The sequence below is a fragment of the Psychrobacter sp. LV10R520-6 genome (assembly GCF_900182925.1).
In the GTDB taxonomy this organism is placed as follows: domain Bacteria; phylum Pseudomonadota; class Gammaproteobacteria; order Pseudomonadales; family Moraxellaceae; genus Psychrobacter.
The window spans coordinates 2,399,696-2,421,469 of the sequence record NZ_LT900024.1; the positions used below are offsets into that span (position 1 = coordinate 2,399,696).

The following is a 21,774-nucleotide window of genomic DNA, read 5'->3' on the forward strand; positions in this document are numbered from 1 at the left end:
GATGAATGATGAACGTATTGATTACAGGGGCAAGTGCGGGTTTTGGTGAAGCGCTTACTAAGCGTTTGATTGCAAAAGGCCATCGGGTAATTGGTTGTGCCAGACGACTCGATAAGCTTAATGCTATGGCAGAGAGTTTGGGTGAATCGTTTTTACCAGTGGCGATGGATGTCAGCGACACCGCTTCTATCCCGCAGATAATTACTGATCTGCCCGATGGGTTTAAACAAATTGATGTCTTGGTTAATAATGCAGGACTGGCACTCGGTGCGGAGCCTGCCCAAAAATCCAATCTTGACGACTGGATGCGTATGGTCGATACCAATGTTAAAGGCGTGATGGCGTTAACACATGCCGTCTTGCCAGCAATGGTCGCGCGCGATAGCGGTTATATTATCAATGTCGGCTCTATCGCTGGCAGTTGGCCGTATTATGGTGGCAATGTGTATGGCGGCACCAAGGCGTTTGTTAAGCAATTCAGCTTAAACTTACGAGCAGATTTGATTGGTACACAGGTACGCGTGACCAATCTAGAACCCGGTAATGTCGCTGGTACTGAGTTCTCAAACGTCCGCTATCACGGTGATAATGACAAAGCTGCTAAGGTTTATGATGGCTTTAAAAGTATGACTGGTGACGACATTGGCGATATTTTATTATGGCTGATTGAATCTCCAGCTCATATCAACGTCAATCGTTTAGAAGTGATGCCCGTGGCACAGACCTATAACGGACTGACGATTGCTAAGCAGGATAGCTAAATTGTCATAGCTAAACTCAACAGCATTCTATTAGCGCAGTTCATAACAACGAAGCAATACGGTACTTTCTACCTTCTGTAGCTTTGCTGTATTGCCCACCTCTTCGTTGCTTACCTTATTATCGCTCACACTTTGCTCATCTACTAAACGTAAATCATTAAAATCTAAAATTAATACTTCATTACGGGTGCGCTCGCTAGTGCGTTTATTATGGCGTATCGCAAACCCTAGTACTTGCCTACCTTTCACCCGAATCTGGTTAACAATAACTTCTTGAGAGCCTGTTAGCGCTAATTTATTAGCACTCTGGTTACTTGTCCGCGCGCTCATCACTGCAGTAGCCGGATTAAGCGTAGTCGTCAGCAACTTTTCACGGCGTGCGTTCTTAGATATATTGCCGGCCACGAATAATATCTGGTCTAACGGTAAATACTGCGCATGGCGCATCAGCTCATGGCGAAACAATGCCGGTATATCCATATTAAAACTGTCTTCACTTTGCTGATAAAAGGCGGCAAAACTGCGCTGAATATAGCGCCCGAATACCGTAAAGTTAATCCAATCTTGATAAACATCGTTTGCCAAAATCTGCTTAGTAAACGCTTGTGGATCTGGTGTAATCCTACCCTTTAGCATTGCTATTAATAACGCCTGTGGATCGTTAACTACCTGCTGCTCCCAAACTTGCGGATAGAGGCTACTATCAAGTTCTGGTAGCGTTGGTTTACTCATGACGCGTTACCCTTTTTTATGTTGATAATCGAATACATAATCATCGTGGTTATCCTTTGCCATATGCTACTATTTACTTGATATTTTATACGTCCTTTTTGCTCTATAGTATGTTTATAATTGCTAACAACAAGCTTTATTTACTATCAGATTACTAGGGTAGTTTTTATACTATGGTCAACTTGGCTGTTTTTATTACAGTAGGGTTTACTATAACAAGCTCTCATTATTTGTATAAGGATATTTTATGGCGAACACGGCACTTACCTTGACGTTAGAGTGGTTTTTAAATCCTGATCATCTGCCTTTTATAGCCGGAATCCACACTGGCGCTTATAATAAGGCGGGTCTTGATATTGAGATGATCCAGCCAACTGAACATTATGATGGCTTTGCGGAGTTACAAGCAGGTAATATTGATTTGCATGTCAATGAGCCAATCCATTTATTCGAGCATTATTTTGATGATTTAAAAGCACTGGGCTGTTTTTTTGTGACCGATGGCGGGGTTTTAATGAAGCAAAGCAGTATGGACAAGCTGCATCAAAATCAGCCAATACGTATTACCACGCCAGCGGCCAACCCCATTACCAACAAAATTGGCTTTGAGATTTTGAGCCGCTATGCCAAGCAAAATGGCTTTACTTTAGAGTGCGACAATGTGAGCTTTGTAGAGACTGATTTCCAGCATTTACATAACCTGCAACAAGGCGATGGGCAAGGCAAAGAACATAAAGAGTTTGATGGGGCGTGGTTATGTTTTTATAACTTTGAAGGCATTGAGGCCAATCATGCGGGTCTTGACTATACTTTTATCGATCAGCATTTATCACCGTATCCGAACTTCTCCGCACTGGAGCTAATGACCACGCATAGCATCTGGCAAGAGAAATCAGTGGCTTTGCAGGAGTTTGTTAAAGTTACTACTGATATGGGGCAACTGTGTATTAATGATCCGGAGCAGGCGCGTAATATTTATTACGGCTATACCGGTGACACGCCATCGGAATTGATGGATGACATTATCAATGACACGCTAAAACGCTTGATAACGCCTATTAAACCAGATGCTGATCGTTGGTCGGCACTACGTGACATGCTGACCAAGCTAGATATCGCGGCGTTGAGTGACGCGCACTATGCCAAACTGTGGCAGTAGCGGATTTTTGACTCATGATTGATAAAATTGCCGAAAAGTCCAAGCATTGTAAATTACAAACCATCAGTGTCACTGCTTCGGATGGAGCTCTGCTACCGGTCTCTGTGATTGGTAGCGGTCAGCCTGTGCTATTGCTACATGCGTTCGGTATGGATACGCGACAATTTTTGCCATTTATTCTACCCTTGGTGAATCAGTATGCGTTTTATTTACCGCATTTTCGTGGGTTTGGATTAGCGGCTGATTTGACGTTGCCAAGCTTCAATTTTATTGAGCAGTACGCATTAGATACTCAGCAAATAATCCAATATATCACTAAAAAAACAAGTGTTAATGAGATTCCTATCGCTGGGATTTCTATGGGTGCGCTGGTAATGTGGGCTTACTTTCAGCGTTTTAGTACGCACAGTGTCAGTCGCTATCTGAATATTGACCAAGCACCTAGTATTCATAATCAGGCAGACTGGCAAGGTGGGGTGTTTGGGTCACGTCAAGCAGAATTATTTGCTCAATTCGAGAGCTTAATCAATAACGCTGAACCTTATATGTATCTTGATGATTTCCGTCATCTACCTTATAGTTTAAAAGTTGGTTTATTAGAAATGGAGCGCTCGTTCTCATTACTCTCTGTAAATCGTAGACATTCGCAATTATTAGTGAAAGCTTTAAGTTATCGTGCGCCACACAAAATCTCCCTGCATAAGCATGCAACGTGGCAGCATAAACTGCGCTGTCTATCGGCTTACATTCAGCTGCCCTATGATTATCGTAATGTCTTGGAATTAGTAGATATTCCGACTACCTTACTGATTGGTGGTCGCTCGCAATTGTATGACCCAAAATGGCAACAATGTCTGTCTGACATCCTACCGAATGCAACCACACATATATTGCCAAACTCTGGCCATGCGGTACCGCTTGATGCGCCCGTTGGATTTTATCGAGCGTTAAAAGAGTTTTTGCAAAGTTAATGGTGTCATTACGTTTTACCATAGAAAAGGACGTGATTAATACTGTGACGGTACAACACGTCATAGTAATCGACTTAACCTCTCTCTATACTAAAAAATAGGCCAATGTTGGTCAGTAGTGAACGTCACCATACAATATAATAATTTAAAAGGATAAAAACATGCCCTACATTACAGTTGCAACTCAAGCTGATCAACCCGTCGATTTGTATTACGAAGTCCAAGGCACTGGCAAACCTGTGGTCTTGATTCATGGCTGGCCTCTCAGCGGACGTTCATGGGAACCACAAATCGCTCCCCTTGTCGAAGCTGGTTTTCAAGTGATCACTTATGACAGACGCGGTTTCGGTCAATCTTCTAAGCCGTGGGAGGGTTATGACTATGATACTTTGGCGCAAGACTTAAAGGCACTCATGGAAGAACTTGATCTAAAAGATACAGCGATTGTTGGATTCTCGATGGGTGGCGGTGAAGTTGCTCGCTATCTTGGTCAGTATGGATCAGACCGTGTCAGTAAAGCGGTACTCGCTTCTGCAGTTCCGCCTTATTTATTTAAGGCCGATGACAATCCTGATGGTGGTTTGGAAGAGCAAGATGTTCAGCAGTTCCTAGATGGAGTAAGCGGAGATCGCATCGCATTTTTAAATGACTTCACTAAGACCTTTTTTACCCCGAAAGATGGTAAGTTATTAGTTAGTAAACCTCTGCGCCTGTATCACCGTGAGATTGCTACGTTTGCCTCCCCTAAAGCGACTTACGATTGCGTCAAGTCATTTGCTTATACTGATTTCCGTGATGACCTAAAAGCACTCGATGTGCCTACGCTAGTAATCCATGGTGATGCGGATCAGATCGTTCCATTTGAAGTCAGTGGTCAGCGCTCGCATGACATGATTGCAGACAGTCAGCTACATATCATCGAAGGTGGCCCGCACGGTAATAACGTGACTCATGCAAAAGAGTTTAACCAAGTATTGATTGATTTTTTGAACGATTAAATGTCTTTTTAAACGTGTAAAAAAGCGACCTTAACTGGTCGCTTTTTTTGGTAAATATTTTATACGATAGCTTCTAAAATTAGTCAGCTAGCGCTTTAACAAGCTCAAATCTTGGTACTTGCTTGCCGTCTACTGTGACTTTTTCAGCAAACATCGCTAGTGGACGCACCCAAACGCCGTATTCACCGTAAAGACAACGATAGACGACTAACGACTCTTCAGTTTCAGAATGATGTGCCGTGTGCAAAACTTGGTACAGACTGCCTTTGTAATGGCGGTAAATGCCTTGGGGAATGGTTTTTTCTAACATAGTAAAACCTTACTCTTTTATGCTGAGATTTTGATACGTCAACTAACCCACCGTCACTTTCGCATACGCCTTTTTACCGGCTTGAATAACCACCGTTTGCCCAGAGGTTAAGCTAAAGCCGCCATCAACCACTTCGCCATCTACTTTTACCGCACCACGTTTTATCATATCTTTAGCGGCTGAGCTATTTTTGGCAAGTTTTGCTTGGTTTAGTATCTGCGTGATAAACAGCGCGTCTTGACCTTCTAAGTCCAGCGTTACTTCTGGTAAATCTACGGGTAATTCACCATCGGCTAAGACGTTACCGGCTGACTTATGGGCATTGACTGCGGCATCGGCATCGTGAAAGCGTTCAATCAATTCTTCCGCTAAGAGACGTTTGATTTCTTGTGGATTGCGGCCACTTTCCATCTCACTCATTAAGCCTTCAACCTCATCCATTGGCTTAAAGCTTAAAAACTCAAAATAGCGGCGAATTAACGTATCTGGCATAGATAGGATTTTTTGATACATCGTACCCGGCGCATCATAGATGGCGACGTAGTTGTTCAAAGATTTGGACATTTTATTAACGCCGTCTAAGCCTTCTAAAATCGGTACGGTGATACAAACTTGCGGTTCTTGACCATAGCGACCTTGCAAGGTACGTCCCATCAATAAGTTGAAAGTCTGATCGGTACCGCCAAGCTCGACATCCGCTTTAAGCGCAATAGAATCGTAGCCTTGAACCAATGGGTAGAGGAACTCGTGGATTGAGATGGGCGTTTGTGCCGCATAGCGTTTGGAGAAGTCGTCGCGCTCTAACATACGCGAAACCGTTTGCTGGCTAGCAAGCTGAATCATATCTGCCGCTGACATGTCGTTAAACCAATCAGAGTTAAAGACCACACGAGTTTTTTCTTTATCCAAAATCTTAAATACTTGCTCAGCATAAGTTTCAGCATTGGCTTTAATTTGCTCAACGGTCAATGGCGGACGGGTATTATTTTTGCCAGAAGGATCACCGATTTTGGCCGTATAGTCGCCAATTAGGAAATAAATCTCATGGCCTAAATCTTGAAAGTGCTTGAGCTTATTAATCAATACTGTATGACCTAAATGTAGGTCAGGCGCGGTCGGGTCAAAGCCAGCCTTGATACGTAGCGGACGGTTGAGCTTAAGCTTAGCGACTAAATCCTCTTCAGATAGGATTTCTTGGGTACCGCGTTGAATAAGGGCCAGCTGTTCTTCTAGGGTATATGATTGTTCAGTCATGATTTTCTCTTTGTGGTCTATATTGAACGATTTGCGCCTCGAAGAGTTTTAGAACCTCGAAGGCATACAAAAAAATGTTGTAATTTGGCAGATATACTAGCGTTTTTTAAGGTAAATTGCCATGACCAAGCCCGTTAAGATACCACTCACTATAGTCAAATAACCGATATATTGCCGCACAACCAAAAGGAAGTAGAAGAACAGCATATCAACACCATCCAACCGCCATTCCTGACGTTTTTTCTTGACACAGGCTTATGTCTTTTCGATGGGATTCATCTAGCTTACCCAGTATCATGTGTCAGCAGTCTTCTGAGTATGCCCGATGTTTGGTGTAGCGCTTTTGATATTCTTTGACTGTATTTCAGTTTTTCAACAGTAGGTTTCGGTTCTATTATAGGTTTCTTACCAACATAAGCAGCACTTATAGCTGGACACCTGCAATAATTAAGGATATGACTACCATTGCAGTGACGTATTGTCTGACTTTGAAATAGTCATGACGAATAATCTGTGCTTGATGAAGACCGTAATCAATAACCAACAGGCTAACAAACCCAATAATAAGCAGCCAAATAAAACCAAAGGTTGATAGTGTCAAAAACCCTAACCACAAGCCAAGCGCGATGATATTACTAAACACAGGTAGCTTGAACGCCCATGTATCGTCATCAGCCAAGCTAAGATGATTACCCCAATGTGCGCCTGCCATAAATGAGGCAATCACCAACCCATAAATAGATAGAATATGTGCAGTCTTTCCCAAAATTGGGATAGCATCAACACCGACAGTAATCAAAAAAGCGCAGACTACGAATGGAATAGCACCCGCAAAGGTTAAATAAGGGCTTGGCTTTTTCATTTTTTAAACCTATCTTATATTTAGGGTTTTGTTCTTCAAAGTTTTAATTAAGAGTTTGACTGCTATATTTGATTTGATTCTGGTACAAGAAAATCGAGTTCAGTTGTACAAATAGTACTTCAAACGAGATTTACGATGTAACAGTTTTGAAGTAGATTGACTATTATTATTTTGCCACCTTACCCTACTTTACCTTGCCATTTGTTAATAAAGTCACCATTTGGGTCGTATTGCTGGGTTTGTTTTTTGAGATTAAATTGCCTGCACCCTCTAGGATCAGCGCCAACTCCTGCTAAATACTGCCAATTTCCCCAGTTGCTGGCAACATCATAATCGATAAGATGCTGCTCAAAATAGGTCGCGCCATAACGCCAGTCCAGACCCAGCTCATGAATAAAGCAGCTAGCGGTTAATTGTCTGCCGCGGTTCGACATATACCCCGTACTTTTTAGCTGATTAATACAGGCATTGACGATTGGATAGGGCGTTTCTCCATTTTTCCATTGCTCTAACAGCTTTTTATCAAAACGGGTCGATGGCGACTGTGGGGCAATCCCTTGAAAAGTAAAAAGCTTCTGACAATGGGTAACCGCATACCAATAAAAATACTCACGCCAAAGCAGCTCAAACCATATCCAGTAGGTTGACTCATTAGCGATGGTATCGCGCTCATAATGACGCAAACGATTCAATAACGTGTTTACAGACAACGAGCCATTCGCCAGCCAAGCGGAAAACTTTGTGGAATCCGCCCAGTTATCCAGCGTATTACGCGTAGTTTTGTAAGTACTGGGGGAGCTGGAATCAAAATAGGTATCCAAATGGTTCAGACCGCTTGATTCGCCGCCTTTGAACTTATGGGGTGACGGGTATGTTGTGCCAACGCTGGCGTCAGTAACTGCAACGGTTCGTTCGTTAAAATTTTGGCTTGCAAAAAAGTAACCGCTCTTACTTATCATGCTTTCAGGCATTGGCGGGAGCGATTTTGGTTTTTGACAAAGTATAATGTCATTTTCTGCATTTAATAAATCATAATCCGATTCAATTTTTTTACGAAATTGAGTAAAACTTTTGGGCAAACCATCCAGCGGCAGTGAGTCAAATAAGGTGGCCGTTGATTGCATATGCCAGCGTACCTGTGGGTACTTACGTTGCAAAATATCATAAGCTTGGTTTTGGTTGTAATCTGCCGTTTGACTCACACATATATCAGTGACGTATTGTTGCTCGATAAGCTGGCACAGCTGTGCAAAGGTGTCTAATGCCAATGGCAAACGTTCCTGTAAGTGTAGCAATCTATTACCAAGCTGCTCTAGTGACTCATTTAAGTCAGCCAAGGTCTCGGCTAAAAACTGCAGGCGGGCATGACCCATATTGTCGTAATGATAAGCTTGGCTCTTGGTTTTTTTTTCGACAACATCCATCAAAAATGGCGCATAAACGAGCATTAACCGCCTATTATTGCCACCTGCTATTTCAGCAGCTTTCACCAACGTCGCATTATCGTCTACCCGTAAATCATTGTGGAATAAGACCAATGCAACCTTTTTTGCCAACAAGCTATCTGACGGGTTCTCTAATGGCGGATTTGACATATCATAAATTTCCCAATATTTAGATGCATTCAATTAATAACAACGCCCACACTTTAGTATTGTAAAATATCACATACAGTAGAGGACGTCTTTTGAGATTTGTCTAAGGGTCTATCTATACCATTTTTAGGGCACACTGTTGAGTCAAGATCAGGTTACGGCTATTGGATTGATTTATTCTAATTATGAGCATTGACTCTCATTGAGCGGACTGATTAAATGGTTTACACCTAGGAGAATGCCATGACTGAAGAAAATGATCCAAATAAAAGGCGTAAAATTGTCAATAGATTTTTGATTAAACTCACGCAAGAAGAGCCGCAAATGTATTATGCTACGACTTCTGAAGTCGCTCGCAGTATTCATACTATGATCAAAGAGCACACCAACCGCTTATCGGTAGAAGAGCAAGCGCTCGTTAGAGGGATGACTATCGAAGATATTCAGGGCATGCTAGGTTTTAACCTTAAATAAGCGTGCAAAAAACAGAATAACAACACTCTCTACTACATACATCATAAACAAAAAAGACCGCCCTCATGGCAGTCTTTTTTTTGAGCTAAAATTTCAAGCCGAACGTCTAAAACAAATGCTTAAAACAGCTTATTTTAAAACGGCTAACTCTAAAACGGATAGTCACGTGGGGTATGCTGAACCGAAATCCAATGCAAAGTTGTAAACTCTTCAAGTATCCACTCACCATTAAAGCGACCAATACCCGAATTCTTTTCACCGCCGAACGGTGCATTGCTGTCATCATTTACTGAAATATCATTAATATGGGTCATGCCGGCTTTAATACCGCGCGCAAAGCGTAGGCCTTTTGCCATATCTTCGGTAAATACCGCACTAGATAGCCCATACATAGAGTCATTAGCAATCGATAATGCATCTTCTTCATCTTTGGCACGGATAATGCCAACCAACGGGCCAAAGACTTCATTACATGACAAGTCCATCTCGCGCGTCACCTCAGTAAAGATATGCGGCGGGACCACTTGACCTTTAATTTCACCGCTTAAAATCATTTTTGCGCCTTCTTGCTGAGATTTATCAATTTTATCTTTTAGCGATTTGACTTGTTTTTCATTAATGATGGGACCAACTGCTGTGTCCTTTTTATTAGGGTCGCCTACGTTCAAGGTCTTAACGTGAGCAAGGAAACGCTCTACAAAGTCATCGTAAATTTCATCTTCGACAATAATGCGATTGATAGCAATACAAATCTGACCTTGGTGTAGGAATTTACCAAAGGCAGCCGCTTTTACCGCTTGCTCAATATTGGCATCTTTTAATACCACAAATGGACTGTTACCGCCCAATTCTAGCGCCACTTGCTTGATATAATCACCACCATTGGCCAGCTCACCGATATGTTTACCTACCGAAGTCGATCCGGTAAACGATACCAAACTAGGAATATCGTGAGTGACAAGCGCGTCCCCTATCTCACTACCAGCACCAACCACCACATTCAGCAGTCCTTTTGGCAAACCGGCTTCTTCGAATATTTTTGCAAGCAACAAACCACCGGTAATCGGTGTATCACTAGCGGGCTTGAGCACGACTGCGTTACCAAGCGCTAAAGCTGGAGCAATAGAGCGTTGAGTTAGATGAAGCGGAAAGTTCCATGGGCTGATAACTGCAATCACACCCATCGGCTCACGGTAGATGAAGTTTTCTTTACCCGGGGTATTAGAAGGGCGAATTTCGCCGTGCACACGGTTGGGGAAAGTCGCTGACTCAAGAGTAATTGCTCGCGCACTACTAAACTCTACCATGGCTTTAATACGGGTACTGCCCGACTCTTTGACTAGCCAATCGACAATCTCATCTTGGCGTTGATCGAAGATACTGACCACTTTGTATAGCACACCTGCACGCGTCGCTGGGGTTTGCTTGGCCCATTCTTTTTGTGCCTCACTGGCGGCTCGATAGGCCTCATCGAGCTGCCCTTCTGTCGCTTGTTGAATTTCTACAAGCGTATCGCCGTTATAGGGATTGGTATTGGTGTTGACACTATCGTCTTTACCTTTTTGCCACTCACCTGCGATGTATTGCAGATGGAAGTCACTATAGGCGCTGTCATTCTCAAGGTTAGTATTATTGGCTGACATAATTATCCTTATTTTTACTTTGTTGGTATTTAAAATTTATTTGGAAGATATGATTTAACGGTTTGGACTAGAAATATCTAGGCTAATTTTTGGAACAAAGAGTCTCACACAAGAAATGTTCTTAAACTCACTTTTAAGCGGTAAGCGTGTGCAAAAACTGATGAGCTCAAAGCCCAACTTGCTAGACGACTGGTCTAATGCTATCATAGCCACCAATAAAAAAAGAAGACTTAGTCCGTAAATATTGTTGATAAAACGTAACGCATACTGATTAATGTCGTTAAAACACGTCCCCAACATAGCGCTCAAATACAGCGCTCAAATAAAAAATTGACCACCCTATTAATATGAATCTCTAAGGAGAACATCACTTTTATGTCCGATACCATAAGCGCTACACCGGTAACTAGTTCCACAATAGATACTAGAGCCCATCTACTCGCGACTGGCTATCAGCTGATTGCCAAAAAAGGCTTTACCGCTGTGGGTCTTAAGCAAATATTAGACACAGCAGGCGTTCCGAAAGGCTCTTTTTACCATTACTTTGCCTCTAAAGAAGCCTTTGGTGAAGCCATTATCAACCATTACTTCACTCTATATAAGACACGCCTAGATACTATCGACGCACAAGACGTCAGTGCGCAGCAAAAGCTGTATAACTACTTCCAAAACTGGTATGACACCCAGCATAACGGCTGTGATCACGAAAAGTGCCTAGTCGTCAAACTCAGTGCTGAGGTGGCAGATATGTCAGAGCCCATGCGTAAAGTGCTTGATGCAGGCTACAAACAAACAACCCTGTGGCTCGCTGAACAGATCAAAGCGGGCTGGGCAGATAACTCCGTACCGCGTCATGACAATATCTCAGCTGAGAGTATGGCCAAACGTTGGTATTTTGCCTGGCTTGGTGCCAGCTTGATTGCCAAGATTAGCCAGACCAATACTCCGTTAGCAGAAGTATGGCAGATGACCATTATTGAAATGGGTCGTTAGAACTCTGTCTAAAAGCTGTCTTTAATTAAAGCAGTGACGCACTACACTCTGTTAAGTCACTATCTATTAAATCACTATGCTATACTTTTGTAAGTAGTACTAGACGACCGGTCTAATTAATGTACAATGCCCTCAGATGCAAAGAACGCACATCACTTATATTCAATTTTAGAAAGTCTCAACACACCCTTATTAAATTTTAGGAATATTATGAACAACTTTCAATATTACAATCCAGTACGCATCGTTTTCGGTGAAGACCAAATCAAACAGTTATCAGATCTAGTGCCTACTGACGCTCGCGTTCTTATCACTTATGGTGGTGGTTCAGCGCAGCGCACTGGTACTCTAGATGAAGTAAAAGATGCGCTATCAGCGAATGGTAATCGTGAAGTATTTGAGTTTGGTGGCATTGAACCCAATCCAGAATTTGTCACCTTATTAAAAGCTGCTGACATGGTTAACGAACATAACATCGATTTTCTATTGGCGGTCGGTGGCGGTTCAGTCATTGATGGCAGCAAGTTTGTGGCGCTAGTGGCATCACTCACTGAAGAAGACGGTACTGTGTCACGTGAACAAGCTTGGGATGCCCTAACAAGCTACTGTAAGAATATAGACTCTGCCGTTGATTTAGGTGCAGTCTTGACTATTCCAGCAACAGGTTCAGAAATGAACTCAGGCGGCGTTGTTAATTATAGTGAACGTCAAGCGAAACTACCGTTCGGCAGCTCACTCGCCTTCCCTAAATTCTCAATCTTAGATCCTACTAAGACTTTAACCTTGCCCGAGCGTCAAGTAATGAACGGTGTTGCCGATGCCTTTGTCCATGTGATGGAACAATACTTAACCTATCCAGTTAATGCTAAAGTCCAAGACGCATTTGCTGAGAGCTTACTAAAGATTCTTATTGAAGAAGGTTTAGTCGTTAAAAATGATCCAGAAAACATGGAAACGCGTAAAAACATTATGTGGACCGCAACCATGGCACTGAACGGTTTGATTGGTTCTGGTGTACCACAAGATTGGACGACGCATATGATTGGTCATGAATTGACGTCATTGCACGCTATCGATCATGCACGTACGTTAACGATTGTGTTGCCATCAGTGATGCGTGAGCTTAAAGACAGCAAAAAAGACAAGCTGCTTCAATATGCACGTAATGTATGGAACATTACTGATACCGATCAAGACGACGATGCCATCATCGAGACCGCTATTGCTTATACCGAAAACTTCTTCCGTGAGCTTGGCCTACCTGTCAGCCTAGACGATGTTGAACTAGACGCCTCTGCCATTGACCCGATCATCAAACAGCTTGACGCCCATAAAATGGTCAAATTGGGTGAACACGGTACTAACGATTTAGAGGTATCACGTCGTATCCTACAACGTGCGGTCAGCAGCAAAGCGTCTTAATAAAAAAACGTCACAGTAATAAGAAATACATATAGTTATGCTATCTATAGTAGCTACTCAGCACTGAGTAGTTACTACATTAGAAATAAAGCACGTTAAAACAAAGAACCTTAAAATAAATAACTAAAAAGGATTCCTAAAATGAGCTTCGATAACAATTTTAATGAGCAGCAAAATCAACAACAAAATCGTCAAATCAAACTTGCCAGTCGCCCTCATGGTGCGCCAACGAACGACAACTTTGAGCTGGCTGCTGGTGACATTCCAACGCCAAATGACCAGCAAATGCTGCTACGTACTGTGTATTTATCACTTGACCCCTACATGCGCGGACGTATGAGTGATGCAAAGAGCTATACCGATCCATTGCAAGTTGGTGACGTCATGACTGGCGGCGTAGTGGCGCAAGTGGTCGAATCTAACGTTAGTAACTTTGCAGTAGGCGACTTAGTCGTAGCCAATTCTGGCTGGCAGGACTATAGCGTCAGTGATGGCGAAGGCGTGTTAAAGCTTGATAAAGACATGGCACACCCCTCTTACGGTCTTGGTGTCCTTGGTATGCCGGGCTTTACCGGTTATATGGGCTTAACTGATATCGGTAAACCACAAAAAGGTGAGACCTTAGTGGTTGCAGCAGCAACGGGTCCGGTCGGCGCAACCGTCGGACAAGTTGGTAAGCAGTTAGGCGTGCGAGCAGTTGGCGTGGCAGGTGGTGCTGAGAAATGCGCCTTTGCCGTCAATGAATTGGGCTTTGATGCCTGTATTGATCACCATGCCGATGACTTTGCCCAGCAGCTAAAAGACGCTTGCCCAGACGGTATCGACATCTACTATGAAAACGTCGGTGGTAAAGTATTTGATGCCGTATTGCCGCTTCTAAATGCCCATGCTCGTATCCCAGTGTGCGGCTTAGTGTCACAGTATAACGCTACCGAATTGCCTGATGGCAAAGACCGCTTGGGTCTACTTATGGGACACGTGCTAAGTCAACGCCTGACCATCAAAGGCTTCATTATCTTTGAAGAATATGGCGATCATTACCCTGAGTTTTTAAAAACCATGAGCGGCTGGGTCGAATCCGGCAAAATTAAAACTAAAGAATACCAAGCTGACGGCTTAACACAAGCGCCGCAAGCGTTCTTTGACATGCTAGAAGGTAATAACTTCGGCAAAACTGTCGTCAAAGTTGCTGACGTTAAATAACTCTTAGCTTTATTAAATAGCTTTTAGTTTTAATAATTATTAACATTAATAACAAACATTAAAGCTTAAAAAAAGATACGGTTGGTACTCATGTTTATAAATCTAGAAAAACCAGTTTTGTAAATTATGGTTGCTAACAAACAATTTCAATAAGTAATAAATAAGGACAATTATGAATATTTTAATGGTACTGACCTCACACGATCGTCTGGGTGATACTGGTAAAAAAACAGGCTTTTGGCTAGAAGAATTTGCGGCACCTTACTATGCTTTTATTGATGCTGGCGTTAACGTTACTATCGCTTCTCCTGCTGGCGGTCAACCACCACTTGACCCTAGTAGCGACACACCAGATGCGCAAACAAAAGATACCAAACGTTTTAAAGAGGACTCCGATGCTCAAGAGCATCTTGCTAATACTAAGAAACTCGCTGATATGAAAGCTGAAGATTTTGATTCAGTATTTTATCCTGGTGGTCACGGCCCATTATGGGATTTGGCAGTGGATAAGAACTCTATTAATCTGATTGAGACTTTCGTTAAGCAAGACAAGCCTGTTGCTTTTGTTTGTCATTCTCCAGCAGCACTCAAAAACGTCAAAGTCGATGGTGAATACTTAGTTAAAGATAAAAAAGTCACTGGCTTTACCAATTCAGAAGAAGAAGCAGTTGGCCTTGCAGACGTCGTACCTTTCTTATTAGAAGATGCTCTTAAAGCCAATGGCGGCAACTATGAAAAAGGCGCTGATTGGGAGTCGTTTGTGGTAGAAGATGGCTTGTTAATCACAGGGCAAAACCCAGCGTCATCAGAAGAAGCTGCCAAACGCTTACTGACTAAGCTCAAAGGTTAATACTATGGTTCGCTTGCATCATCTTAACCAGTCACGCTCGCTACGCATTTTATGGCTTTTAGAAGAGCTGGGCGAGCCGTACGAAATTATTAGTCATCAGCGAGATGCTAAGACCCATCTAGCACCTGATAGCCTAAAAGCTGTGCATGCCCTTGGGAAGTCACCGGTCATCGAAATGGATGGTCAGATATACTCAGAGTCAGGTGCCATTACTGAGCTATTGATTGAACGCTTTGCGTCAGATCGCCTGCGTCCTGCTCCTGATAGTGCAGACTATGGGTATTATCTGCAGTGGATTGACTTTGCCGAGAGCTCGCTAATGTTGCCATTGATGCTTGAATTGTTTACCAAAAAGGCAGGCATTGATGATAATGAGTTTTTGAATGGTTATATTGATAAAGAAAAGACCAGATTGTTTAAGTATTTAGATGCAGCGGTCGAGGGTAAGTCTTTCATCGTGGGCAACCAACTTAGCGGTGCTGACTTTATGCTGTCATTTGACTTGATCATTCTTGCTCAGCGTCAAAAACTAGAGGCATATCCGCATATTAAACAATACGCGGACAAGCTGGCCGGCCTTGACAGCTATCAGCGTGCGATGCGCCTTGAAGCTGAGCATGACGAGTCAAAATAAGCCCAAACGTGGCTCATCATAAATGCTCAATACAAAATATGATAAAATAGCCCAAGTAAGTCTTGGGCTATTTTTGTTGTTTTATTAGGGCGTGTTGAACATTCACAAATAAGCACTGCTGATAGCTGCTAGTTAATCAAAGCTGTGTTCCAGACAAGAGGCAAATCGACGATAATGCAGATGCCTTAGCTAGGTTTGCTACACACTGCTCATGAATAGCTGGGGGAGCAGTTTTAGCATCAGCCCTGAGGACGGAGTAAGCAAAGCACTGCTTTGCCCGTCCGCAAGACAAGAGCTATGCTCGCAGTTGGACAGGACTCTTTTTTGCCGCTACTTTGTCAAAACTATCCGCTTAGAACGACTAAACTAGATACTTTTGACTTTGAATCGACTAAAAAATAGTCGCTGTCAGTGCTATGGTCGAATGTTCAACACGACTTATTCGTATAAAAAAATACTTATAGTAATTACGGCAACAAACGCTTGGTATTCCAGCTTGCTACATTATTTCCAGCATCGTCACTATCAGTACTCCGCGTATAAACAATGCGGTCATGCATCCGATTGGCACGACCTTGCCAAAATTCAATCTCATTGATCGTAATCTCATATCCACCCCAAAATTCGGGCGTTGGCACTTGAGTATTTTCTGGATAATCGGCTTGTAGCTGGTCAAAAGTCTGTTCCATGACTTCTCGGTTAGCAACTTCGCCACTTTGCGGTTGGCTAACCCAGGCGCCTACTTGGCTATCGTGTGGACGCTTTTGAAAGTACATAGCTGATTTGTCGGCATCTATTTTTGCAATGCTACCGCTAATACGGATTTGACGCTCAAGCTCATGCCAAAAGAACAGCACTTCTGCATTGGGGTTCTCAGCGATATCTTGACCTTTAGCACTTTCATAGTTGGTATAAAACACAACGCCAGTCTCAGTAATCTCACGCATTAATACAATACGCACACTGGGTTTATTATCTGCACCACAAGTAGCAAGACTCATCGCATAAGGCTCTTGTACTTGTTGCTCGGTCGCATCGCTAATCCAACCTTTTAATAGCTCAAACGGTGATGCAGGAATTGACTGCTGGTCAAGAACACCTTTTTCGTACGATAGGCGTTGATCGGTAAAATCCATGCTCATAACTATTCCTTGATTGATTCTTAGCCTAAATTTCTGATGTGTTTGTTTCCTTCTTTGCAAGTATAACAATATTTCTCCGATTTACTCATTTTACAAACAAGATTGAGCTATGCTGAAGAGACCATAGAGACAAATTGTGTCTCTAATTGTAAGTAACAAGGTCGGTTTTTGTGGCTACCGTAGATACCAGCTCTTTTTATGCCGCCATTCGCCGCTTGATGCTGGCAGTCGACGAGCTGTGTGTTTCCAAGTGACTGTCGCCCTGATGGACGAAAGAAAGAAGAGGAGATAGTTTGTTCATCATTACTGGTAGGATAGCTATTAAATGAGTGGGCAGGTCAAAGTGCTTGAGAAGCAGTCTGTTGAGAGACATAGCCTAAATTATTATCATTAAAACTTATAACAGACCCAATTCTTGTTTTCTATCCTACCAAACCGTGCATCGCTATATTTATCTTTTATAAAATTGAAGCGGAAGCGGACGTGTACGCCTTCCTTGTCTATTGTGGCATACCAGTACTCGTCATTAGAACCTGTCATTAATTTAAAGCATTTGTCGTTCATGAATTCGCCTACTGTGTAAATCTCTCCTTGTACGTAACAATCATTACCACTCGTACATATAAGTTTATCGCCCGTATTTATCATGTTTTCCTCTCTCATTTGTTCAGTGAATAGAGATCTAGATAATTCCGTCTCATCGTTAGAGCTTTTCAAGCTTAGATATTTTTTTAAGCTCAATAGAAAAATGCCAATTTTTCAGTACTTATTTTATGTAAAATCCCAAGGTTTTAACGGGTTAAAACCTTATCTCGGATTCTGAATTTTGGATAAAGAAAAAATGTGATATGCAACATTTTACTTTATATTCGAATTAACGAATATAACAGCTTATTAGGTAGTAATGAAGTCGATTTTTGTTTTAATAATTAAAATATAGAATTGAGCAAGTGTCAAAAAATAAGCGACGCCATACACTATTGTTTACTACAAAAATGTAAAGCATTGCTCAAGGGCAAAACTGATGTTCAGAACAATGGCGCCCTATGATGGTGAATGGTTGTTTGTAAATACGCGACTCTCAACTTAATATGGGCTATCGTAGGCTGGCGCTTTTAGCCCAGTCAATCGTAACAATTTGCCAAAAACGCTGGGCTAAAGCCACAGCCTACGCCAAAAATTATGATAGTTGAGAGTGGGGTTTGTAAATGGTTGTTTGTAAAAGGTAGTATGATCAAAGCGTGGCATTGCCACTATACTGACGATTAACCAGTTCTATCTTATGGCTATGGTCTTTATCCAATATAATGTCATTAAAGACTAGATAATCATCAGAGTCAGGTACAATATCTTGTTTAACTTGCTCCCCTATTAGACTGGGGCTCAGTTTGTCACCTCTAAGATAACGGTTAATACGAGCATGACTTGTATTTTTAGGATGATGATCTGCATAGTTGGTGATAATGTAGTTGTTGACTCGCTATCAAGTACTGGCAATACGTATTAGTTGCTGCGTAAGTCCTAATAACTCTATATGCACAACATTTAAGCTGCTAAAAACGCGAAGCCAAATTAATCTCGTCCTTATCATAACCTGAGTGTTATTATGACTATAGAAAATAACGATGCTACCAATACAACTGATACTAATTTAAATGATTTAGAAAAAACATTAAACGATACACTGTTTGAGAGTTTCGATGACGGTTTGTATATTGGCATGATGTCAGGTACTAGCTTGGATGGCATGGATGCGGTGCTCTGTCAGTTCAGTTCTAATGTCAAAACTGACAATAGTAATGATGAAAATGCTTCCGCCCCCATGCAACTATTAACCACTTACAGCCAAGACTTTCCCAAGCGTTTACGTGAAGTGTTATTAGCTTTGTGTCAGCCAAACGGGATAAAAGGCTTAATTTCACAAGACGATGAGCCTGATGATAAATGTGGTGAATTAGATTGGTTCGGTTGGGCAAGTCGCCTGTATGGAGAGTTTGCCAGTGAAGTCGTTAATACTCTATTACAGCAGGCCGATATTGACACAGAATCAGTATTAGCGATTGGCTGTCACGGACAAACGGTTCGTCATCGTCCGCAAATGGGTTTTAGCTTGCAATTGGTCGATGCCAACATCATCGCTGAGCACACGGGTATCAGTGTGATCAGTGATTTTCGCCGCCGTGATATGGCGGTCGGTGGGCAAGGTGCACCTTTGGTACCCGCCTTTCATCAGGCATTATTTTCGGCAACGGATAAGACTCGAGTACTGCTCAACTTGGGCGGCATTGCCAATATCACAGTCTTGCCAACAAACTCTCTGGCACACTCTACGGATGGGCACTCTAGTAGTCAAAACGAGCAACAAACAACTGCACAAATCACCGGTTATGATACCGGTCCTGCCAACTTATTATTAGATGCGTGGGCGGCGCTACATACGGGCAAAGATTATGATGCTGGCGGTGCATGGGCGCAAACAGGACAAATTATTGAGCCGCTGCTCACACAATTATTAACACATCCATTTTTTGCTAAATCTTATCCTAAAAGTACTGGACGTGAAGATTTTAACTTAGCGTGGCTACAAGCCGAGCTACAGACATTTGATCAAACAGCCACCAATACTCGCTATTCATCAGCCGATGTGCAAGCGACACTTACTGAGCTGACTGCAATAAGCGCCAGCGTACAAATCAAACAGTTTATAAAAGATAATGATGGCACTGCAAATAATTTAATAAGCGCAGTATACATCTGCGGTGGCGGCGCGCTTAATGATTATTTAATGACTCGTCTGCAAGCACATCTGCCCTATTGTACTATAGGCACCACAGCAAGCTTAGGACTAGATCCAACATGGGTGGAAGCGGTCGCTTTTGCATGGCTCGCGCGGCAGACGCTAATGGGAGAAACGGGAAATCTACCAGCAGTGACTGGTGCTAGTAAAAATGTAGTATTGGGACAAGTCTGTTTTGCTTAGCTTTTTATTCAGTATTTTTATTTAGTTACTTTTTGCATAGCAATTATAATGATGTGAGAATTAGAAAAATTGGGTCAGTTGATAGAAGCATATAACAGTCGCTTCTTATTTTTATTTTACCTTATCGACCTCATTAGTTACTTTAAGTTTACAGTCGTAAACTAATGTGTTTTATAATGGTTGCTAAAATACCGATATAACGCTATAAACAATATAGCGTGACAGCCTAGTAACTCCATAACAATAACCGTATCACATTAGCAAAATACCATCCTTTTAGGACCGCAACAAATATAGGATATATCGCATGAGCCAACATAGCAGTTCATCTATCTCGCAAGCCCTGAATAGTGCTCCACCGCAGCAACAAAAACTGCGACAAAAGCCACCCCATTATGAGCGCTCTGATGAGACGCGAATAGTGGTCACGGGTATGGGCGCCCTTACGCCACTGGGGCTGGATGTCGGAAGCACATGGACAAGACTACTCAATGGCGAAAGTGGTATCGCGCAGATAACACATTTCGATGCTACTGAATATCGAGCTCAAATAGCAGGCGTGGTTAAGGGCTTCGATGCCAAGCAATATGTGAGCGTTAAAGACGCACGTCGCTACGACGACTTTATACATTATGCGGTAGCAGCAACGACTATGGCGCTGAAAGATGCCGGCTATATCGATGAGATTAGCGCTGCTGATACCCCTGTAAAAGGCGTGGATCAAGAGCGTTTTGGAGTCATTATAGGGTCGGGTATTGGTGGTATTCAAACCATTGAAGACAGCTGTGCAATGCTAAATGATAAAGGCCCTAAAAAAGTCTCACCTTTTATTATCCCCGGCTCTATCGCTAATATGGCAGCCGGTATTGTAGCGATTAAACACACCCTAAAAGGCCCAAATCTTGCCACTTCAACTGCATGCACAACTGCCACCCATGCTATTGGATTAGCCGCACGCTTAATTGCTTATGGCGATGCTGATGTGATGGTTGCTGGTGGTAGCGAAAAAGGCTCAAGCCCTCTTGGTATGTCAGGCTTCGCGGCGATGCACGCGCTCTCCACTCGTAATGACGAACCAACTAAAGCCTCGCGTCCTTTCGATAAAGATCGTGACGGTTTTGTACTGGGTGATGGCTCGGGTGTAATGGTATTAGAGAGCTTGGCTCATGCCAAAGCCCGCGGCGCGACGATACTTGCTGAGCTGGTCGGATTTGGCATGAGTGATGACGCCAGTCATATTACTTCGCCCCCTGAAGATGGTAGTGGTGCAGCACGGGCGATGCAAAATGCGCTTAATGATGCTGGTATCGAGCCATCTGCTGTCGGTTATGTTAACGCGCACGGCACCAGCACGCCTGCGGGAGATGTCGCTGAATCAATAGCGATTGAGACCGTATTTGCTCCTGTCAAAGACAGCATTTTGGTCAGCTCGACCAAATCCATGACCGGTCATCTGCTAGGCGCAGCCGGTGGTATTGAAGCCATCTTTACCGTACTGTCTCTGCAACATCAGCACGTACCTCCGACCATCAATTTAGACAATATTGAAGACCACTGTAATCTCGACTACGTACCTCACCAATCACGTAAAGTTGATAATTTACAGTATGCTATCTCTAATAGTTTTGGCTTCGGTGGCACCAATGGTTCCCTAATATTTGCGCGCTGGCCACAAAATCGTTAACCCCTAGCGTCGCGCGATGCTGTCAATGTAACGTTGGTGTCAGATTTGCTACGTTTGTCCCCTTGCAGCCCCTTATCGTACCTGCGTATGATAAGGGGTAATTTTTG

General features: G+C 42.7%; 19 protein-coding genes. 12 read left to right on the forward strand and 7 right to left on the reverse strand.

Annotation, left to right across the window (positions count from 1 at the left end; all coding sequences use genetic code 11):
• Positions 1-8: 8 nt before the first annotated feature.
• On the forward strand, positions 9-761 hold the full coding sequence (locus tag U1P77_RS09940; protein ID WP_321154850.1) for an SDR family NAD(P)-dependent oxidoreductase: 753 nt from the start codon (positions 9-11) through the stop codon (positions 759-761).
• Positions 762-791: 30 nt separating this feature from the next.
• Here U1P77_RS09940 and U1P77_RS09945 read toward each other — a convergent pair whose 3' ends face one another.
• On the reverse strand, positions 792-1,493 hold the full coding sequence (locus tag U1P77_RS09945; protein WP_321154851.1) for a hypothetical protein: 702 nt from the start codon (positions 1,491-1,493) through the stop codon (positions 792-794).
• A gap of 247 nt (positions 1,494-1,740) precedes the next feature.
• Between U1P77_RS09945 and U1P77_RS09950 the strand changes: the two genes are divergently transcribed.
• From U1P77_RS09950 to U1P77_RS09960, 3 genes are all read left to right on the forward strand, one after another.
• Positions 1,741-2,652 (forward strand): ABC transporter substrate-binding protein, encoded by a 912-nt coding sequence (locus U1P77_RS09950; RefSeq protein WP_321154852.1) that lies wholly within the window; start codon positions 1,741-1,743, stop codon positions 2,650-2,652.
• 14 nt (positions 2,653-2,666) lie between these two features.
• Positions 2,667-3,623, forward strand: a complete 957-nt coding sequence (locus U1P77_RS09955; protein WP_321154853.1) for an alpha/beta fold hydrolase — start codon at positions 2,667-2,669, stop codon at positions 3,621-3,623.
• Positions 3,624-3,784: 161 nt separating this feature from the next.
• Positions 3,785-4,621, forward strand: a complete 837-nt coding sequence (locus tag U1P77_RS09960; protein ID WP_321154854.1) for an alpha/beta fold hydrolase — start codon at positions 3,785-3,787, stop codon at positions 4,619-4,621.
• Between the two features lie 79 nt (positions 4,622-4,700).
• On the opposite strand, the gene U1P77_RS09965 is transcribed toward U1P77_RS09960, so the two are convergent.
• The 4 genes from U1P77_RS09965 to U1P77_RS09980 all read right to left on the reverse strand — a co-directional run bounded on the left by U1P77_RS09965 (position 4,701) and on the right by U1P77_RS09980 (position 8,642).
• Complete coding sequence (locus U1P77_RS09965; RefSeq protein WP_321154855.1) at positions 4,701-4,931, reverse strand: DUF1653 domain-containing protein; 231 nt, start codon at positions 4,929-4,931, stop codon at positions 4,701-4,703.
• Between the two features lie 42 nt (positions 4,932-4,973).
• On the reverse strand, positions 4,974-6,185 hold the full coding sequence (tyrS, locus tag U1P77_RS09970) for a tyrosine--tRNA ligase (RefSeq protein ID WP_321154856.1): 1,212 nt from the start codon (positions 6,183-6,185) through the stop codon (positions 4,974-4,976).
• Positions 6,186-6,609: 424 nt separating this feature from the next.
• Entirely contained in the window at positions 6,610-7,047 is a 438-nt protein-coding gene (locus tag U1P77_RS09975; protein ID WP_321154857.1) for a DUF3429 domain-containing protein, read from the reverse strand.
• 179 nt (positions 7,048-7,226) lie between these two features.
• A complete protein-coding gene (locus U1P77_RS09980) occupies positions 7,227-8,642 on the reverse strand; it encodes a DASH family cryptochrome (RefSeq protein WP_321154858.1) in 1,416 nt (471 codons plus the stop codon).
• A gap of 243 nt (positions 8,643-8,885) precedes the next feature.
• Here U1P77_RS09980 and U1P77_RS09985 point away from each other — a divergent pair, with 243 nt between their 5' ends.
• On the forward strand, positions 8,886-9,116 hold the full coding sequence (locus U1P77_RS09985) for a hypothetical protein (protein ID WP_201558688.1): 231 nt from the start codon (positions 8,886-8,888) through the stop codon (positions 9,114-9,116).
• 149 nt (positions 9,117-9,265) lie between these two features.
• Here the strand turns inward: U1P77_RS09985 and U1P77_RS09990 are convergent, their stop codons facing one another.
• Positions 9,266-10,759: an aldehyde dehydrogenase family protein gene (locus U1P77_RS09990; RefSeq protein ID WP_321154859.1), complete on the reverse strand. Its 1,494-nt coding sequence runs from the start codon at positions 10,757-10,759 to the stop codon at positions 9,266-9,268.
• Between the two features lie 375 nt (positions 10,760-11,134).
• Between U1P77_RS09990 and U1P77_RS09995 the strand changes: the two genes are divergently transcribed.
• The 5 genes from U1P77_RS09995 (at position 11,135) to U1P77_RS10015 (ending at position 15,861) form a co-directional block, all read left to right on the forward strand.
• Positions 11,135-11,752: a TetR/AcrR family transcriptional regulator gene (locus U1P77_RS09995; RefSeq protein ID WP_321154860.1), complete on the forward strand. Its 618-nt coding sequence runs from the start codon at positions 11,135-11,137 to the stop codon at positions 11,750-11,752.
• 210 nt (positions 11,753-11,962) lie between these two features.
• Positions 11,963-13,174: an iron-containing alcohol dehydrogenase gene (locus U1P77_RS10000; RefSeq protein WP_321154861.1), complete on the forward strand. Its 1,212-nt coding sequence runs from the start codon at positions 11,963-11,965 to the stop codon at positions 13,172-13,174.
• A 141-nt stretch (positions 13,175-13,315) separates the two neighbouring features.
• Positions 13,316-14,377: an NADPH-dependent curcumin/dihydrocurcumin reductase gene (locus U1P77_RS10005; protein WP_321154862.1), complete on the forward strand. Its 1,062-nt coding sequence runs from the start codon at positions 13,316-13,318 to the stop codon at positions 14,375-14,377.
• 172 nt (positions 14,378-14,549) lie between these two features.
• Positions 14,550-15,227 (forward strand): type 1 glutamine amidotransferase domain-containing protein, encoded by a 678-nt coding sequence (locus U1P77_RS10010; protein WP_321154863.1) that lies wholly within the window; start codon positions 14,550-14,552, stop codon positions 15,225-15,227.
• Positions 15,228-15,231: 4 nt separating this feature from the next.
• Entirely contained in the window at positions 15,232-15,861 is a 630-nt protein-coding gene (locus U1P77_RS10015) for a glutathione S-transferase family protein (protein ID WP_321154864.1), read from the forward strand.
• 467 nt (positions 15,862-16,328) lie between these two features.
• On the opposite strand, the gene pdxH is transcribed toward U1P77_RS10015, so the two are convergent.
• On the reverse strand, positions 16,329-16,997 hold the full coding sequence (gene pdxH, locus U1P77_RS10020; protein ID WP_321156672.1) for a pyridoxamine 5'-phosphate oxidase: 669 nt from the start codon (positions 16,995-16,997) through the stop codon (positions 16,329-16,331).
• 1,612 nt (positions 16,998-18,609) lie between these two features.
• Between pdxH and U1P77_RS10025 the strand changes: the two genes are divergently transcribed.
• Together U1P77_RS10025 and fabF are read left to right on the forward strand one after the other, a co-directional pair.
• The gene (locus U1P77_RS10025; RefSeq protein WP_321154865.1) at positions 18,610-19,983 is read left to right on the forward strand and encodes an anhydro-N-acetylmuramic acid kinase; all 1,374 of its coding nucleotides are present in this window, start codon (positions 18,610-18,612) and stop codon (positions 19,981-19,983) included.
• Between the two features lie 307 nt (positions 19,984-20,290).
• Positions 20,291-21,667: a beta-ketoacyl-ACP synthase II gene (gene fabF / locus U1P77_RS10030; protein WP_321154866.1), complete on the forward strand. Its 1,377-nt coding sequence runs from the start codon at positions 20,291-20,293 to the stop codon at positions 21,665-21,667.
• The last annotated feature ends 107 nt before the right edge of the window (positions 21,668-21,774 follow it).